The 16,719-nt window shown below is 64.7% G+C and carries 16 protein-coding genes; 2 read left to right on the top strand and 14 right to left on the bottom strand.

Features of this window, described 5'->3' with window-relative positions; genetic code table 11:
* Positions 1-42 precede the first annotated feature (42 nt).
* The 4 genes from DOM41_RS10130 to DOM41_RS10145 form a co-directional block, all read right to left on the bottom strand.
* Positions 43-1,293, bottom strand: coding sequence for a sarcosine oxidase subunit beta family protein (locus DOM41_RS10130; protein WP_110686752.1), 1,251 nt, complete (start codon positions 1,291-1,293; stop codon positions 43-45).
* Positions 1,294-1,462: 169 nt separating this feature from the next.
* Positions 1,463-2,041: a DNA-3-methyladenine glycosylase I gene (locus tag DOM41_RS10135; protein WP_110686753.1), complete on the bottom strand. Its 579-nt coding sequence runs from the start codon at positions 2,039-2,041 to the stop codon at positions 1,463-1,465.
* A gap of 322 nt (positions 2,042-2,363) precedes the next feature.
* Positions 2,364-3,557, bottom strand: a complete 1,194-nt coding sequence (gene fdhA, locus DOM41_RS10140) for a formaldehyde dehydrogenase, glutathione-independent (RefSeq protein WP_110686754.1) — start codon at positions 3,555-3,557, stop codon at positions 2,364-2,366.
* A 209-nt stretch (positions 3,558-3,766) separates the two neighbouring features.
* A complete protein-coding gene (locus DOM41_RS10145; protein WP_110686755.1) occupies positions 3,767-4,873 on the bottom strand; it encodes an FAD-binding oxidoreductase in 1,107 nt (368 codons plus the stop codon).
* A 517-nt stretch (positions 4,874-5,390) separates the two neighbouring features.
* Between DOM41_RS10145 and DOM41_RS10150 the strand changes: the two genes are divergently transcribed.
* The gene (locus tag DOM41_RS10150; RefSeq protein WP_110686756.1) at positions 5,391-6,701 is read left to right on the top strand and encodes an aromatic ring-hydroxylating oxygenase subunit alpha; all 1,311 of its coding nucleotides are present in this window, start codon (positions 5,391-5,393) and stop codon (positions 6,699-6,701) included.
* Between the two features lie 207 nt (positions 6,702-6,908).
* The gene (locus tag DOM41_RS10155) at positions 6,909-8,396 is read left to right on the top strand and encodes a sugar porter family MFS transporter (RefSeq protein ID WP_110686757.1); all 1,488 of its coding nucleotides are present in this window, start codon (positions 6,909-6,911) and stop codon (positions 8,394-8,396) included.
* Positions 8,397-8,488: 92 nt separating this feature from the next.
* On the opposite strand, the gene gspD is transcribed toward DOM41_RS10155, so the two are convergent.
* From gspD to DOM41_RS10205, 10 genes are read right to left on the bottom strand one after another with little or no spacing between them, the layout of a single operon-like run.
* Positions 8,489-10,750, bottom strand: coding sequence for a type II secretion system secretin GspD (gene gspD / locus DOM41_RS10160; protein WP_245391803.1), 2,262 nt, complete (start codon positions 10,748-10,750; stop codon positions 8,489-8,491).
* Positions 10,750-11,301, bottom strand: coding sequence for a hypothetical protein (locus DOM41_RS10165; RefSeq protein ID WP_110686759.1), 552 nt, complete (start codon positions 11,299-11,301; stop codon positions 10,750-10,752). Before DOM41_RS10165 ends, gspD begins: the two co-directional genes overlap by 1 nt.
* Entirely contained in the window at positions 11,298-11,903 is a 606-nt protein-coding gene (gene gspM / locus DOM41_RS10170) for a type II secretion system protein GspM (RefSeq protein WP_110686760.1), read from the bottom strand. Before gspM ends, DOM41_RS10165 begins: the two co-directional genes overlap by 4 nt.
* Positions 11,881-12,933, bottom strand: a complete 1,053-nt coding sequence (locus DOM41_RS10175) for a type II secretion system protein GspL (protein WP_157956905.1) — start codon at positions 12,931-12,933, stop codon at positions 11,881-11,883. Before DOM41_RS10175 ends, gspM begins: the two co-directional genes overlap by 23 nt.
* An 8-nt stretch (positions 12,934-12,941) precedes the next feature.
* A complete protein-coding gene (locus DOM41_RS10180; RefSeq protein WP_110686762.1) occupies positions 12,942-13,673 on the bottom strand; it encodes a type II secretion system protein GspK in 732 nt (243 codons plus the stop codon).
* Positions 13,673-14,272, bottom strand: coding sequence for a prepilin-type N-terminal cleavage/methylation domain-containing protein (locus DOM41_RS17960; protein ID WP_110686763.1), 600 nt, complete (start codon positions 14,270-14,272; stop codon positions 13,673-13,675). Before DOM41_RS17960 ends, DOM41_RS10180 begins: the two co-directional genes overlap by 1 nt.
* On the bottom strand, positions 14,269-14,634 hold the full coding sequence (locus DOM41_RS10190; protein WP_110686764.1) for a type II secretion system protein: 366 nt from the start codon (positions 14,632-14,634) through the stop codon (positions 14,269-14,271). The genes DOM41_RS17960 and DOM41_RS10190 overlap by 4 nt, the downstream gene beginning before the upstream one ends.
* The gene (locus DOM41_RS10195; protein ID WP_110686765.1) at positions 14,631-15,071 is read right to left on the bottom strand and encodes a GspH/FimT family pseudopilin; all 441 of its coding nucleotides are present in this window, start codon (positions 15,069-15,071) and stop codon (positions 14,631-14,633) included. The genes DOM41_RS10190 and DOM41_RS10195 overlap by 4 nt, the downstream gene beginning before the upstream one ends.
* A 3-nt stretch (positions 15,072-15,074) precedes the next feature.
* Positions 15,075-15,497, bottom strand: coding sequence for a type II secretion system major pseudopilin GspG (gene gspG, locus DOM41_RS10200; RefSeq protein WP_110686766.1), 423 nt, complete (start codon positions 15,495-15,497; stop codon positions 15,075-15,077).
* A gap of 22 nt (positions 15,498-15,519) precedes the next feature.
* Positions 15,520-16,719 (bottom strand): type II secretion system F family protein, encoded by a 1,200-nt coding sequence (locus DOM41_RS10205; protein ID WP_110686767.1) that lies wholly within the window; start codon positions 16,717-16,719, stop codon positions 15,520-15,522.

The raw sequence follows: 16,719 nt of genomic DNA on the forward strand, positions 1-16,719 counted from the left end.
CGCCCGCCATTGGCGCGGCATCGTCGAGCGCAGGGGGTGGTCCTAGTGGGCGACACCCGCGGCGCCGTGCTCATCGATCAGCGCGCCGGTGTGGAAACGGTCGATCGAGAACGGGGCGGCGATCGGATGCATCTCCCCCTTCGCCAGGCTCGCAGCGAAGACGTGCCCCGAACCGGGGGTGGCCTTGAATCCACCGGTGCCCCAGCCGCAGTTGAAATAGAGCCCCTTGACCTTCGTCTTGGAGAGGATCGGGCAGGCGTCGGGGCAGGTATCGACGATGCCGCCCCACTGACGGTTCATGCGCACCCGCGAGAACATCGGGAACATCTCGACGATCGCCTGCAGCGTGTGCTCGACAGTGGGGAAACTGCCGCGCTGGCCGTAGCCCAGATAGCCGTCGATACCCGCGCCGATCACGAGATCGCCCTTGTCGGACTGACTGACGTAACCATGCACATGGTTGGACATGGTGACGGTGTTGAGAATCGGCTTGAGTGGCTCGGAAACCAGCGCCTGCAGCGGGTGGGATTCCAGCGGCAGCTTGAATCCGGCCATGCTGGCGAGAACGCCGGAGTTGCCCGCCGCCACACAGCCCACCGTGTTCGCTTCGATATCGCCGCGGTTGGTATGAACGCCGAAGACCTTGCCGTCGCGAATCTTGAAGCCGGTCACCTCGGTGTTCTGCAGCAGATCGACCCCCAGCGAGTCGGCGCCGCGCGCGTAGCCCCAGGCAACGGCGTCGTGACGCGCGACACCGGCACTCTTCTGCCACGAGGCCCCCATGACCGGGTAGCGCGCGCGCTTGGAGGTATCCAGCGCCGGCTCGATCTCCTTGATCTGCGCCGGAGTGACGACTTCGCTGTCGATGCCATTGAGGCGGTTGGCGTTGACCCGGCGCTGGACGTCTCGCATGTCCTGGAGCGTGTGGGCGAGGTTGAGCACGCCCCGCTGCGAGAACATCACGTTGTAGTTCAGATCCTGCGAGAGCCCCTTCCACAGATCCAGCGAGTGGTTATAGAGCTGAGCCGCCTCGTCCCACAGGTAATTGGAACGCACGATCGTAGTGTTGCGCGCCGTGTTGCCGCCGCCCAGCCAGCCCTTCTCGATCACCGCCACATTGGTAATGCCGAACTCTTTCGCCAGATACCAGGCAGTGGCGAGACCATGACCGCCACCACCGACGATGATGACGTCGTAGCGCTTCTTGGGTGTGGGATTGCGCCAGTGGCGCTGCCAGTTCTCGTGGTGACTCAGCGCATGCTTGACCAGGCTGAAACCGGAATAGCGTTGCATATGCCCTCTCTGTGCCACGGCAGCGGCGATCGGCGGGTGATCATTCTTGACGTCATTTTTGGCGATAGTATCGCCCGCCCGAGAGTGCGGAATGCGCGGTCACGTCACGCCAGGATTCATTTGCGACACCGGTGACGAATTTGCGACAACGACGACACGCTCACTGCCGCTACCCCAGTCGCGCCACCGGCTCGCGGCGATGACAATCTTCCGCGTGGTCATTGAGCATGCCAACCGCCTCCATCCAGGCGTAGACGATCACTGGCCCGACGAACTTGAAGCCGCGCGTCTTGAGCGCCTTGGAGAGTTCGACGGAAAGCGGTGACTGCGTGGGCGCGTGCGTTCCGCTGGGGATGGCATTCTGAATCGGCTTGCCGCCGACCCTGCCCCAAAGAAACTCGGAGAAGTCTTCGCCGTTGTCGCGCATGGTGAGATAGGCCCGCGCGTTGCCGATCGTCGCCTCGATCTTCGCCCGTGAGCGAACGATGCCGGCGTTGCCCAGCAGACGCTCGATGTCGCTGTCGTCGTAACGCGCGATGCGTTCGGGGTCGAAGCCGTCGAACGCCTCGCGAAAGGCGTCACGCTTCTTGAGGATGGTCAGCCACGAGAGGCCCGCCTGAAAACCGTCGAGGATCAGCTTCTCCCATAGCGCACGACTGTCGTATTCAGGCACCCCCCACTCGGCGTCGTGATAGTCGGCATTGAGCGGATGGGTTTGCGCCCAGGCGCAGCGGATGGGTTCGGGCATGGTCGGTCTCGTTGGCGACAGGATAAGAGCTCGATTCTGCCGTGGCGAACGTCGGATGCCAAAGCCTCCAACATCATCGCATCACCGGACCACCGGACCACCGGACCACCGGACCACCGGACCACCGGACCACCGGACTACCTGGCCGCCGGACAACAATAGAACAGCCGGCAACGCTCGAAGGCGTCGCCGGCTGTTTCGTCTGCGCCTCGAGTCGGCGCTATCGGGCTTGCCTGTGGCACCCTGAAGGCGGCGCCAACGGCGAAGGCGACAAGCCCCGGGAGCCGACATCCGCCCCGGCCCATGGCTTGTCACCAGCCGCTCAGCCCAGCGTGCCGTGGGGGTCGATGACGAATTTCTTCGCCGCACCGCCGTCGAAGTCGGCGTAACCCTTGGGCGCGTCATCCAGCGAGATGGTCTGGACGTTGACGGCGCGACCGATGTGCACCTTGTCGTGCAGGATCGCCTGCATTAGCTGGCGCTGGTAGCGCATTGCCGGCGTCTGGCCGGTGTGGAACGACATTGCCTTGGCCCAGCCGAGGCCGAACTTCATCGAGATATTGCCGTGCTTGGCGTCATCACTGGACGCCCCCGGATCTTCGGTGACGTAGAGCCCGGGAATGCCCACCGCCCCCCCCGCCTGGGTGATCTCCATGGCGGCGTTGAGCACGGTGGCCGGCTGCTCGTGCGAGTGATTGTGACCGTGGCAGTTGGCCTCGAAGCCGACGGCATCGACCGCGCAGTCGACCTCACGATGGCCGAGCACCGACTCGATCAGATCCGACATGCTGGCATCCTGCTTGAGATCGAGCCCCTCGCAGCCGAAGCTCTTTGCCTGATCCAGACGCTTCTCGTTCATGTCGCCGACAATGACACAGGCCGCGCCCAGAAGCTGAGCCGACACGGCGGCGGCAAGCCCCACGGGGCCGGCACCGGCGATATAGACGGTGGAGCCCGGCTGGACGCCGGCGGTCACACAGCCATGGAAGCCGGTGGGGAAGATGTCAGAGAGCATGGTCAAATCGAGGATCTTCTCCATGGCCTGCTCTTTATCCGGGAACACCAGCAGCTGGAAGTCGGCATACGGCACCATCACGTATTCGGCCTGACCGCCGACCCAGCCGCCCATGTCGACATAGCCGTACGCCCCGCCGGGACGGTCGTCGTTGACGTGCAGACAGATATGGGTGTCCCCGCGCTTGCAGTTGCGGCAGCGTCCGCAGGCGACGTTGAACGGCACCGAGACGACGTCACCTACCTTGACGAACTCGACGTCGCGACCGCATTCGATGACTTCACCGGTGATTTCGTGACCGAGCACCAGGCCTTCCGGCGCCGTCGTGCGCCCACGCACCATGTGCTGATCACTACCGCAGATATTGGTGGTGAGGATCTTGAGGATGACGCCGTGCTCGCACTGGCGATTGCCCAGTGCCAGCTCGGGAAAGGCGATGTTCTCGACGGCGACTTTGCCGGCGCCGCGGAATACGACGCCACGGTTGGCGGGTGATGACATGAGGGCGCTCCTGTGACTGGTCTCTGGTGACTCCCCGCCAGTCGCTGCCGGCGCGATCTCTCGTCGAGGAGCCTACCGACCCAGCGTAGGAGCGGAGGCCCGGGGGAAACTGTCTCTTTGCGTCACTCATGGCCGTGGTTGCGACAGCGGCGACGTCCAAAAGTCGTAGACTGGTCCGCCGCCGGCCCCCGCTGAAACGCCTGTCACGTTCAGAAATCGATGACCACGGGACCTCTCGGCTTGGTGCAACAGGAGAGGATGTAGCCCTCGGCTTCGTCCTCTTCGGTGATTCCCCCGTTGTGCTCCATCTCCACCTCGCCTTCCGTCTTCATGACGCGACACGTTCCGCAGATGCCCATGCCGCAGGCCTTGGGAATGTGCAGTCCCAGCTTGGCGGCGGCCGCATGAATCGTTTCCCCTTCGCCGATGCGAATGCTCTTGCCGCTGGCGCTGAATTCGATCGGCACCAGATCCGCCATGTCGACCTCTTCGGCATCCGCTTCTGCCTGTTCGGCAAGCTCGATGACGTCTTCCTGAACATCCACCGGCGTCGCCCCGAAGGACTCCTGGTGGTAACGCGACATGTCGAATCCGTCTTCGAGCAGCACTTGGCGCACCGCGTTCATGAAAGGCGACGGACCGCAGCAGAAGATCTCGCGGTCGAGATAGTCCGGCGCCATCAGGCTCAGCATCTGGCGGGAGAGATACCCCCGGAACCCGGCCCACGCCTGACTGATGGCATCGGAGCGCTCGCAGACGATGTGCAGCTTGAACTCCGGCAGCCGCGAGAACATGTGAATCAGCTCGCGGTGATAGATGATGTCGTCCGGCGCCTGAGCGCAGTGGACGAACTCCAGATCGACCGCGGCGTTGGTATCGAAGAACCAGCGTGTCATCGACATCAGCGGCGTGATGCCCACCCCACCGGAGAGCATCAGCACCTTCTCCGCCGGGTGATCGATGACGTTGAAGTCGCCGACCGGACCATGCACCACCATCTCGTCGCCAACGCGCAGGTTGTCGTGCAGCCAGTTGGAGACCTGCCCGCCGATCAGGCGCTTGACCGTGATCGAGAAACTGTAGGGAATCGAGGGTGAGCTGGAGATCGTGTACGACCGCATCGCCGGCTTGCCGTCGATCTCGAGCTCGAGCGTGACGAACTGGCCCGGCTTGAAGAAAAACATCACCGGCTGGTCGGCCATGAAACAGAAAGTCTTAACGTTCCAGGTTTCCTGGATGATTTTCACGCAGCGGACCTGATGGCGACCGTTGGTCCAGGTTTGCGTATTGACCGGATTGGAAAATTGCATCGTCATCGCACTCGATCGAGGAAGCGGCCCGTGCACGCGCTCCCGGTGGATTGCCCATGAAGGCGGATTTTGATCGACGCCGCAGCCGACGACTTTTCCCGTAACGACACGGGCATACCTGCCAACTCCAATCACGCCAGGATTCGGACCATTCCGTGTCGTTTTTACGCCGCGATAAATGGCGGTGACAGCGCGAATCGCCGATCGAGCGGTCGACGTGGCCTGCCTCCCCTGCCCCGCGCGGGACGTCGGGCGCTGTCCTGCTGAAAGGTCGAAGCTCACGCCGGCGTTCGTCGCCCCCATTTATGACATCTTCGAGTCGTGCAGGCATCGCTGGATGTCGCGGCTGGACAATTCGTCGAACAAGGGCTGGGCGACACTTCGCCGCAGGGCCACACGCGACCTGGACCCTGGTCATCGGCCGTGACCGAGGCCGCGGGCGAACCGCCCGGTCGATCCCACGGACGTGTTCGGGGATGACCCCACAGCATTGATGAGCACTGCATTTGATGAGGATGCGACCATGTCAGTAACTCCCCGCGACAGCTTCGGCCGCCAGGGTCTCGGCACCTCCCCCGAGGCGACCCGCGCGGCGGTCGCCACGATGCTGGACGAGCGCAAGCCGGCGTTTTCGCTGCCCCAGCCGTTCTACAACGATCCGCACGTATTCGGCCTGGACATGCAGGAGATCTTCGAGAAGCAGTGGATCTTCGCCGGCATGACCTGCGAGATACCCGCCAAGGGCAACTACTTCAAGGTCGAGATCGGCGACAACTCGATTATCGTCGTTCGCGGCGCGGAGAACCGCGTCCACGCCTTCCATAACGTCTGTCGCCATCGGGGTTCCAGACTCTGCCTCAAGGACAAGGGCAAGGTCGCCAAGCTGGTCTGCCCGTATCATCAGTGGACCTACGAACTCGACGGCCGCCTGCTCTTTGCCGGCAGCGACATGGGCGAGGACTTCGATACCAGCGCCTACGGTCTAAAGCCGGTCGCCATCCGGACCGCCGGCGGGTTCGCGTTCATCAATCTGAGCGACGACCCGGAGCCGATCGACGACTTCCTGGTCTCGCTGGAGCACTACCTCTCTCCCTACGAGATGGACAACGTCAAGGTCGCGGTCGAGTCGAACATCGTCGAGCGGGCCAACTGGAAGCTGGTCCTCGAGAACAATCGCGAGTGCTACCACTGCAGCGGCTCGCACCCGGAACTGCTCAACTCGTTGATCGAGTTCGACGACACTGACGATCCGCGCTCCACCGGCCAGTATCGCGATCTGGTCGCACGCAAGCAGGCCGACTGGACGCAGTGCGACGTGCCCTGGCAGCTCAAGCGCTTTGGCAAGCGCAACCGCCTGACCCGCACGCCGCTGCTCGATGGCATCGTCTCGATGACTCTCGATGGCAAGCAGGGCAGCCAGCGCCTGATGGGGCATCTGCCCAACGCCGACCTGGGCTCGCTGCGGATTCTGCACCTGCCCAACTCCTGGAACCATTTCATGGGCGATCACGCCGTGGTGTTCCGCGTGCTACCGCTCGGCCCGCAGGAGACCCTGGTGACCACCAAATGGCTGGTGCACAAGGACGCGGTCGAAGGCGTGGATTACGACGTCAACCGTCTGCGTCAGGTGTGGGACGCGACCAACGATCAGGACCGCAAGCTCGCGGAGGAGAACCAGCTGGGTATCAACTCCCTCGCCTACGAGCCGGGACCCTACTCCAAGACCTACGAGTTTGGCGTCATCGACTTCATCGACTGGTATACGCAGACGCTCCGCAGCCACCTCGATATCGAACAGGTGGTCTCGCTGCAGGAGGTCGCCACGTCGACCTGACACCTCCCACGAAGACGGTGACTCCAAGGCGCCCACTGTGGCGCCTTTTTTGTTTTGGAAGAACGGCTTGCGCCGACACTCACTGCATCGAAACAGGCGGACGGCAAGGCGCCAGCCAGTCGTTGGCGAAGATCAAGTTGTTCTACTAAAGTCTCCCCTCGACATCGCTAGGCGACCCAACCACTTGTCAGGAAGACACGGTTAGATATGACGGATCATTCAACGCAGAGCGGGATCGGCTACATCTTCGCAATCTGCCTTGTCGCCGCACTCGGCGGCATTCTTTTCGGCTATGACACGGCAGTCATTTCCGGGGCCATAGACGGCATCACTCGCCACTTCGACCTCTCACCCACGCTCAAGGGGTGGGCGGTGTCCAGCGTGGTCATCGGCAGTATCGCCGGCGCCCTGGGGGCCGGCTGGCTTGCCAACGTCCTCGGCCGGCGCATGACCATGATGACAGCCGCCGTGCTGTTTCTGATCTCGGCGATCGGCTCGGCGCTGGCACCGGATTTTTTGATCTACATCCTGCTGCGGCTCGTCGGCGGCGTCGCCGTGGGCATCGCCAGCGTCGTCTCGCCGATGTACATGGGGGAGCTGGCGCCGCAACATTGGCGCGGCCGCACGCTGAGCATGTTCCAGCAGTCGCTGGTGGTGGGCCAGACCATCGTTTTCTTCGTCAACTACTTCATTGCGCGGGATGCCGCCGAGGCGTGGCTGACCGACTACGGCTGGCGCTGGATGCTCGGCTCCGAGGCGATTCCGGCGGTGCTGTTCGGCCTGCTATTGCTGCTGGTTCCCGAATCGCCGCGCTGGTGCATCATGCGCGGCCAGTACGATCGGGCACGCGGCATCCTAAAGCGCTTTACTCCGAGCGATCAGGTCGAACCGATGGTCGAGGACGTGCGTCGCTCTCTCGACGAAGGCAACTCCACCGGCCGACGTGCGATGAATCGCCAGCGCCGCGACGAGCAGCGCAGCTCGCGTAGCGCCCTGCGTCGCCCGATCATGATGGGGATCGCCCTGGTGGGTATCTTCCTCTCCGCGGCGCAGCAGTTCTCCGGTGTCAACGTGGTGATGTACTACGCCCCCACGGTGCTCTCCAGCGTCACCGACTCCACCGATAGCGCACTCCTGCAGACCGGCTTCATCGGCATCGTCTTCATCTTCGGCAACCTCGCCGGCATGTACATGATCGACCGTATGGGCCGTATCAAGCTGCTCACCGTCGGGTCGCTCGCCTGCATCGCGAGCATGGTATTGCTCGGCGCCATCTTCTGGTTCGACATTCAGGGCTATACGGCGATGCTCGCCATCATGGTCTACGTCGTGGGCTACGCCATCTCCTGGGGCTGCTGCAGCTGGACGCTGCTCTCCGAGATCTTCCCCAACGCGATTCGCGGGTCGGGGATGGCCATGGCGATGGGCGCCCAGTGGACTGCCGGTTTCATCGTCGCCCAGACCTTCCCGATGATGCGCGGCAGCGAGTGGCTCAACGCCATCTTCAACGGTGCCTTCCCGTTCTGGCTCTTTGGCGCCATTACGCTGGTCAGCCTGCTGCTCGTCTGGCGTTTTGTCCCCGAGACCAAGGGCATTCCCCTGGAGGGGATGGAGTCGCTGATGCGCGAGAAGTTCAAGCGCGGCCGGGTCAGGCAGCGCGATGCCTATCGCCAGGGCGAGGCCGCCACGACCTGAGCGCCGGAAGAATTTCCTCGCTCGCATGACGACAAAGGGCGCCCCATCGGGGCGCCCTTTTCATTGGCTGACCGTCTGTCACTCCCCTGGCGTCAGCGCGCCTCGGCGTTGTCCATCTGCGCCTTGAGCAGCTGCATCCGCTGACGATAGTCGTCGGTGACCTGACGCGCCTGTACCGGGTCGTTGACCACCTTGGGGGTAATCAACACGATCATCTCGGTGCGGTCGCGCCCTTCGGAACGGCTGCCGAAGAGCCAACCCAGTCCGGGGATCGAGGAGAGCCAGGGCACCCGGGTATCGGACTCGGAGTTGTTCTGCTGGATCAGGCCACCCAGCAGGACCGTCTGACCGCTCTGCACTGCGACCTGGGTCGAGACCGCCCGCGTCGAGATGCGCGGGTTGGACTGGTCGGCAGTGCTGCCACTGTCGTCGGCGTCGCTCACCTGCTGTCGAATGTCCATGTAGACCAGCCCGCCGGGATTGATACGCGGCACAACGTCGAGAATGACACCGGTCTGCACGTATTCGACGCTGCTGAGTGTGGTGTCGGCATTGGCTGTGTTGACCGTCGTCTGGCTGATCGGCACGTTGTCGCCGACCTGGATCTGCGCCTGCTGGTTGTTGAGGACCACTAGCGATGGCGCCGAGAGCACCTGCGTCAGGCCGCGACGCTCAAGGGCCCGCAACGCGACCTGCAGATTGTCGCTGACGAACGAGTAGAAGGCCGAGCTGTTGCCCAGTGCCGCGCCCCCTGCACCCAACGCCCCCTGGCTGCCACTCTCATTGATGGTGCCGCCGCTCGAGGCGTTGCCGGCGAGCTGGCCCAGATACCACTGAACACCCATATTGAGATCGCCGGAGAGCCGGACCTCGAGGATCCGGGTCTCGATCTGTACCTGACGCGGCGGATTGTCCAACCGCTGAATCGCCGATTCGATCTCTTTCCACTGTGCGGGCCGTGCTCGTACCAGAAGCTGATTGCTGCTCTGCTGGGCGGTGATGCGCACGGATGGCATTGTGCCGTTGCCGTTGCCACCGAGAGAAACCCCGCCGCCGCGCGAAGACCTGCTGGGCTCGTCGACGCTGTCCGAGTCTCGTTCCGTCTGTGTCGACAGGCCGACACCGTTACCGTTACCGCCCAGCATCGAATCGCTGCCTCCGGTCCCGCCGAAGCCGCCGGAGCCATTGAGCGTCGAGAGATCGGTGGTCTGGAGACCCGGGGCGACGTCGGCGGGTGCTTCGGTCCCGGCCCCATCGCCACCGTAGATCTGGCGCAGGTAGCCCGCGAGGTCTGCCGCTTTCATGTTGCGTACGTCGTAGACGTAGAGTTGTGGCTCGTTGCCGCCCCCCTCGTCGATGGCGCGAATCCACTGCCCGACTTCCTGGAGGTAATCCGGCTGCGAGGAGATGGCGATGATCGAATTGGTCCGCTCGTTGGGCAGAAAACGCACCATGCTCGACAGCGGCGTCTCGCTATCTTCACCGAACACCTTCTGTAGCTGCGGCATGAGTTCGGCCACCGAGGCGCGCTGCAGGCCATAGACCCCCAGTGACATGCCCTTGAGCCAGTCCACGTCAAAGGTATCGATGGTGTCCTGGTAGTTCGCCAGCTCGTCCGGCGTGCCGGCCAGTCCGATGACGTTGCGCGTCGAGTCAACCGTCAGGAAGGCATTTTCGCGGACGAAGGGCTCGAGCAGCTTCTTCATCTGCGTCGCACCGATATAGCGCAGCGGGTAGAGCCGTGCAGAGAGGCCCGCGGCCGGCTCGGACATCGGCATCTGCGGTACCAGCTTGCCGGCAACCGCCTGGTTCGCCGGCAGAATCACATAGCGATCCCCCTGGCGAATCATCGCGTTGCCGGTCCACGACAGCAGGGTCTCGAGAATCGACAGCGCCTGCTGTTGATCGACGGGCCGCGCGGTAGAGAAGCTCACCGACCCCTCTACCCCCTGGGCGATGCTGTAGTTCTCGCCCAGCAAATCTCCCATGACGCTATTGATCACCGCTTCGATCGGCTGGTCGGTGAAGTTGAAGACCACATCGCCCTCGCCGGCGTTGGCGGCGGGCCGGGCCTCCTGCGGATCGATGAATTGTTGGCTGCCAGTGATGATCCGCTGCTGTGGCGGCGTTTCCCCGACCGCCGCGCCCCCCGTCTCGGATCGCGCAGCATCGGCAGCAAGGTCAGGTGACGGCGCCGGACGGTCGGCACCGCTGAAGGCTTCCTTGAGCAGAGCGGGATCCCCCGTCAGCTCGTGCGGCGTGGAGGCGCACCCCGCGACGGAAAGCAGCAGCACCAGGCCCGCCAGGGGTGAGTGCAGCGAGGGGCGAAACAATCGAATCGGTAGCGTTGGCATCATGGTGTCTTGAACGACGGCAGTGTCATGGCGGAGTTTTCGGCGGGCGGCGGCAGACGCTTCATCGGTAGACTGAGCGTGCGACGCTCATCCTGTCGGATGAAAGTCGCAGAGCGTGGACCGAGTTCACTGAGCCTCCAGCCCCCCTCCAGTGTTTCTCCCGGCTCGAGCCGGGTGCCGGGCTTGCCCGGCTGATGTAGATAGATCCAGCGCGACTCGCCGTTGGCGAAGATGCCGGTCAGGGTCACCGGCGGAAAAGGCTGGGTCGGCTGGCGCTCGGCGGCCGGGTCGGGCTGGCGCTGCGGGCTGAAGATCGGTCGCTGACCAATGGCGGAGAGCTCCGCAGCGCTGAGCGACGGCGGCGTGATCTCGGCACTGTCATAGGACTGGGCCGGCGTCGATCCCGGCGGCAGCCAGTCAGGCTCGACGGGCGTGCGCAGCAGCCAGACCAGCGCGCCGAGCAGCCCTGCACTGAGCAGAATCAGGGCGAGCGTCAGCGCGCGCGGGACGCGACGGATAGAGGCCGTGCCTCCGACGCGAGACGGGGTCATGTATCGTCCTCCGACGCCGCCTGGAGATAACCTCGCACCAGCAGGTTGACCTGTAGTCGCCCCGGGCCCTCGCCGGCGGCCGCGGCGTCGCGCCGGTGGATACTCGCTTCATCGATGAACAGGCTCGGGTGGCCGTACTCCAGGTCATGCAGCACATGGGCCAGCGGTTCGATGGCACAAGCCAGCGTCAGACTCGCCTTGACTGGCCGATAGGGCTCGCCCGGCGCGGCCGAGGCAGCGGCGATCGGCCTGCGCTGCGTCACCTCGCAGCCCGGCCCCTCATCGGCGTGGCGTCGGACCCGCTCCAGTACGCGTTGTGTCAGATCCGCGGCGACCGCGTTCGGGTCACTGCCCGGCAGCAGGCTCGTCTGACGTTCGGGGTGCTCTCGCGATTGCGCCAGTGCCTCGGCCAGCCCGTCGCTGCGAGCAATGAACCGGGCGTAGCGCTGCTGCTGCTGGCGAAGCTCCGACTGAGCGCTTCGAATGTCCTGTAACGGCGCGAGAAAGGCAAGTTGGACCAACACATACCAGACCAACCACACCAGCAGCGCCAGCCCCCCCAGGGCCGCAATCTTGCGTTCACGACTCGTCAGCGCTCGCATTGGCACCCTCCTTTAACGTGGGGTCGCGTTCCCGCAACGATGCGCGTAGCGAGTAGCGCTCCTGCCCCGTCGAGTCGTCGGACTGTATCACTCCCTGAAAGCGGACCTGCTCGAGATTCGGGCACTCCCGAACCCGCGCGATGAGCGCGCTGGCCCGCGAACTCTGACCGGAAAAAGTGATATCGCTGCCGTTTTCGAGCGACAGTTCACTCACCCAATCCTCCTCTCCCAGGCAGGTCGTGAGCTCAGCCAGCAGTTCGCTAAGCGTCGCCCGAGACGCCTTGCGCTCGCTCAGATAGCGGGATGCGCCCACTGTGGCCTCGAGCTGCTGGCGCATCGTCTGCAGCCGCTGCACCTGCTCGCGTTGATCGGCAACGGTCGTCTGCATCGATTCGAGACGCTGCTGCTCGCGGTACAGAAAGGTCGCGGCCAGACCCACCGCCAGTACCAGACAGGCGACGCCGAGCCAGCGATCCAACCGCACCGCTGACGAGGCACGCGCCCCGGCGCCGGCCGGCAACAGATCCACCCCCAGTCGCTCACCGTCGGCGTCCAGGACATCGATCGCCTTCAGCCGCACGCCCCGTTCGTGGCACGCCGTCACTATCGCGTCGAGGCGCTCTTGAGCCACCGCCACGACTTGCACCTGTGCCGAGTCGCCGTCCTTTCGCAGCACGCGAGCCACCATGTGCAGCTCGTCCGGCGCGAACGGAAAATACCGGTCAAGCTCGTAGCGCAGCACACGATTCAGATGACGCACCGCCGCCGCCGGCAGCGTGATGCGCTGAACCATGGCGTGGGGTGCCGGCAGCAGCAGAATCGCCGGCCGGGCATCCACCTCTGTCGCCGCCAGCGGCCAATGGAGCCAGCGCGTCTGCCCCTGACGATCCAGCTGCGCGGCGAGGCGCGGCGGCAGCAGACCGATCAGCTCGCTGATCCAGGCCTGCAAGCCCCGCCGCAATGCACTGTCGGCCCAGCGAGCCCGCGCTTGGCGCCGGAACGCTTCGATGCCGCGACGGCAGTCGTTCAACCCACGTCTCATTGCTGCCATCTCAACACTCGAAAGGGTTTCTGTCCGTCGCCGCGGGCCTGCAGGACCAGCGTGACACTCAGTTGGGTACGAAAGCCGCCCGGCTGCACCGCCACGACGCTGACGGTCACGATCTGGCCCGGATCCGACAGCGGCGACTCGCTACGCGGCAGGCCGAGCAGTGTCTGCAGCCGCGATGACGCCAGCGCCGGATCGGGCCGGGGATATCCCGACCACACAGTGATTTCCGGCAACAGGCAGCGGTAGCGCGCGTCACTCATCCCCGGCAGCGCCCGTGCTTCGCTCAGCATGCGCAGCGGCAGCGCCTCCCGCCGGGCGAGCAGCCCCTGCACGATTCGCTGGCTCCCGCCGCCGTCCCCACAAGCGGTCATCAGTGCATTCAAATCTCGCGCGTCGGCGGCGTTGAGATCGAGCTTGCCGCGTTCACTGCGGATCCGGATGCGCAGCGAGCTGTCGCCAAAGCGCACGTCATGAGTGGCGCCGTCCACACGCCATGCCTGATCGTCGCCACGCCCGGCCTCCCGGGCGTCACGCATGAGCGCGGCGACGGCCAGATGAAGCCCCGCCTCTGCGGCCAAGTCGCCCTGCGTATGGTGGCGCTGCCACGACGATTGCCGCTGCTGTAGCTGCACCGACACGGCCAGGTTGCCGAGCAGCAGGCTAGCCAGTGCCAGGACCCAAAGGACCAGCAGCAGGGCGGCACCGCGCTGGCGAGCCATCAACCCGCGCCACCGGAAAGATCCAGGCGTAGCCGAACCTGCTGAGTGACCCAGGTACGTCCTGCATCCAGCGAGAGCCTCACGCGCACCGCCTGCGGCAGTCGCGACGGCCAGGGCCACTCGGTGAGCCACCCCGTCGGCTCACCGAGCGGCGAACGGCCACGATACGTGAATGCCACGCCCGTGACGCCATCGAGCAGGCGCTGGGGCTTGCCCCAGGCGGCAAGATGATCACCGTCGAGCCGCGACAGTCGGACCTGCAGTCGCTCACCGTCGAGCGCCAGCCGTTGACGAAACAGGCCGCCCCCCACGGAACTCGGCAGCGGCGCGTAGAAGACCATCTCCGTCGCCTCCCCCTGAAAACTCGTGACCCGGGTCTGCTCGTCGTTGCCAGCGCTGAGCGGCATCGTACGGCTCAGCGAGTGGCGCAGAAAGCGGTGCGCCGCACGGATTTCGTCGAGCGATTCACTGTTGCGTTCTGCTCGGCTGACCGCCTGATTACCCGCCACCATCGCGGTGCCGATAAGGGTCAGCAACAATCCCAGCAGCGCAATGACCACCAGGATCTCCATGAGCGTGAAGCCGGACTGACGCTTCATGGCGCCGTCCCTTCGGTTCGGGCGCGCAGCGTGACGTAGTCCACCTGGCGTCGACCGTCCCGGATCTGCAGCGCAAGTCGATAGAGGGCGGGATCGTGCATCGCTGCGGCGTTCTCGCGTGTCGTGATCAGCGTCCACTCGACGTCGTCCCACTGGCCATGACGCTCACCAATGGTGATCGGCTGACTGTCGAGTTCGTCCATCACCGAGCGCGCCGCGACGTCGAGCCGATCGCTGGCCGCCACCTGTGACAGTGAGCGCGCACTTTGGCCGAAAGCCCCCAGCAGTACCGACGCGAAGATCACCATCAGTACGATAGCCGCCAGCATCTCCAGCAGGGTAAAGCCTCGCTCTCGCCTCATGGCAGCGACTGCAGCTGCGTTCGCCCGGTGAGCCAGGCGATATCGATACGCCAATGACGAGACGCGTGCGCCACTTCCACGTAACCGCCACTGGACGCGCCGTCCGGGTAGAACGCGAAGGCAGCGCCCAGCTCGCGAGCCGTATGGAGATGCAGCTCGAAAGCCTCCGGCCAGGTGACCGTCGGCTGCCCGGCCACCTCCAGTCGACGCCCGGCAAGGTCGAACCTGGCCTGCACCGGGCTGCCACCAGTGATCGCCTCGACACGAGCGCCACGCAGCCCCGAGACCAGGTCTGCCAGCGTCCGCCGCTCCTCGGCGGCATGCATGCCGCGTCCGATACCCACGGCAAGGATCGACGCCGCCACACCGACTAGCACGATCACGACCAGCAGCTCCAGGAGCGTGAAACCGCCCTGACCTTGCGGCTTAGCGGGCAAGTCTCACTCCCAGTTGCCCACGTCGGCGTCGAAGTCCTCGCCGCCCGCGACGCCGTCGCGACCGTAGAAGATCAGGTCGAAGGCGCCATGCTCACCCGGCACGCGATAGCCGAACTCGTGACCGAACGGATCGCGCAGATCCGATGCCTTGGCGTAGGGGCCGAACCACTGGTTCGCGCCTTCCGGCTCGTGAACCAGAGCGTCGAGAGACCGTGGCGGCGCACCGACGTCCAGGGCATAGCTTTCGATCTTCATGCTCAAGCTCGCCAGCTGCGCCTTGCCGGCGCCGTACTTGCCCTTGTCGACGTTGCCGCCAACCTGGCTCACCACGATGGTGGCGATGACGCCCAGCAGCACGATGACCGCCAGCATCTCGAGAAGGGTGAAACCCGCCTGGCGGGGCGGCAGTTTGTTGGATGTCGGCATCAAGTTTTCCCGATTTCGTGAATCAAATGTTACTGGTCAGGCTCATCAGCGGAAGCATGATGGCAAGCATGATGGCGGCCACGAGCACGGCCATGACGAGCGTCAGTGTGGGAACGAGTGCCGCGAGCAGTCGATCGATGACCCGCTTGGCCTCGACGTCGAATACATCGGCGACGCGCATCAGCATCTCTCCCAAGGTGCCGGACTGCTCGCCGACCTCGATCATCTGTACCGCCAGCTCCGGCAGCATTGCCGGCGTCGCGATGGCATCGGCGAAGGCACTACCCTGCTTGACCGCGTCGGTTGCCTCGATGAGGTGTGCGCGCATCGCTCGGTTGGTGCTGACATCACGCGCGATGTGGAGTGCGGTGAGCAGCGTGACGCCGTTGCCGAGCAGGGTCCCCAGCGTTCTGGCCAGCCGGGCGGTCTCGAGTCGCGTCAGCAGCGGACCAATACCGCGCATGCCGAGCAGTCGCTGGTCCTGCGCCAGCCGGCGCCGAGGCTGGTAGCGCGTGGCGAGCAGCAGGCACCCGCCACCGACGAGTCCTGCCAGCAGCAGCATCCCCCAACTCTCGAGAAAGCTGCTGACGGCGAGGATTCCCTGGGTAATCAGCGGCAGAGTGACACCCAGGTCATTGAAGATCGGCTCGAACTGCGGCACCACGTAGGTCAGCAGCAGCGCGACGGAGCCGATGACACCGACGACCAGAAAGAGCGGATAGATCGAGGCGTTGATCACCTCGCTTCGCAGATTGTGGGTGCGCTCGAGGTAGTCGCTGAGCTGTTTCAGCGTGACGTCGAGAACGCCCCCCGCCTCCCCCGCTCGCACCAGACTGATGTAGAAAGGCGAGAACGTATCGCTGTGCGCCTGAAGGGCTTGGGAGAGCGGCTCTCCCGCCTTGACGGCCTCGCGAATCTGCTCGACGACACGCCGCCGGCGTTCACCATCAAGCTGCTTGAGGAGTGTCGTCAGGGCCCGGTCCAGCGGCTGACCGGCGCCGATCAGCGTTGCCAACTGCTGGGTGAAGAGAACCAGCTCACCGGCCTTAAAGACGCTTTGCGAACGCGTGGGACGCCAGCCGCGCCCGCCCCGGCGAAGATTGAGCACCAGCAAGCCCTGCTGCTGCAGGGCGTCGGCAGCGCTCTGCTCGTCCGCCGCTTCGAGCTCGCCCTGCTGCTTGTGACCGTCGGCGTCGAGGGCGTGATAGGCATAGTTCGGCAC

The organism is Salinicola aestuarinus, from assembly GCF_003206645.1.
Taxonomy (GTDB): Bacteria; Pseudomonadota; Gammaproteobacteria; order Pseudomonadales; family Halomonadaceae; genus Salinicola; species Salinicola aestuarinus.

Excerpts from the sequence above, each read along its gene's own strand:
- gspG (WP_110686766.1), bottom strand. The coding sequence starts at position 15,497 with ATGCCGACATCCAACAAACTGCCGCCCCGCCAGGCGGGTTTCACCCTT.
- DOM41_RS17960 (WP_110686763.1), bottom strand. The coding sequence starts at position 14,272 with ATGAAGCGTCAGTCCGGCTTCACGCTCATGGAGATCCTGGTGGTCATT.
- DOM41_RS10145 (WP_110686755.1), bottom strand. The coding sequence starts at position 4,873 with ATGACGATGCAATTTTCCAATCCGGTCAATACGCAAACCTGGACCAAC.
- gspD (WP_245391803.1), bottom strand. The coding sequence starts at position 10,750 with ATGCCAACGCTACCGATTCGATTGTTTCGCCCCTCGCTGCACTCACCC.
- DOM41_RS10155 (WP_110686757.1), top strand. The coding sequence starts at position 6,909 with ATGACGGATCATTCAACGCAGAGCGGGATCGGCTACATCTTCGCAATC.
- DOM41_RS10150 (WP_110686756.1), top strand. The coding sequence starts at position 5,391 with ATGTCAGTAACTCCCCGCGACAGCTTCGGCCGCCAGGGTCTCGGCACC.
- DOM41_RS10130 (WP_110686752.1), bottom strand. The coding sequence starts at position 1,293 with ATGCAACGCTATTCCGGTTTCAGCCTGGTCAAGCATGCGCTGAGTCAC.
- DOM41_RS10180 (WP_110686762.1), bottom strand. The coding sequence starts at position 13,673 with ATGGCTCGCCAGCGCGGTGCCGCCCTGCTGCTGGTCCTTTGGGTCCTG.
- gspM (WP_110686760.1), bottom strand. The coding sequence starts at position 11,903 with ATGCGAGCGCTGACGAGTCGTGAACGCAAGATTGCGGCCCTGGGGGGG.
- DOM41_RS10165 (WP_110686759.1), bottom strand. The coding sequence starts at position 11,301 with ATGACCCCGTCTCGCGTCGGAGGCACGGCCTCTATCCGTCGCGTCCCG.
- fdhA (WP_110686754.1), bottom strand. The coding sequence starts at position 3,557 with ATGTCATCACCCGCCAACCGTGGCGTCGTATTCCGCGGCGCCGGCAAA.
- DOM41_RS10190 (WP_110686764.1), bottom strand. The coding sequence starts at position 14,634 with ATGAGGCGAGAGCGAGGCTTTACCCTGCTGGAGATGCTGGCGGCTATC.
- DOM41_RS10135 (WP_110686753.1), bottom strand. The coding sequence starts at position 2,041 with ATGCCCGAACCCATCCGCTGCGCCTGGGCGCAAACCCATCCGCTCAAT.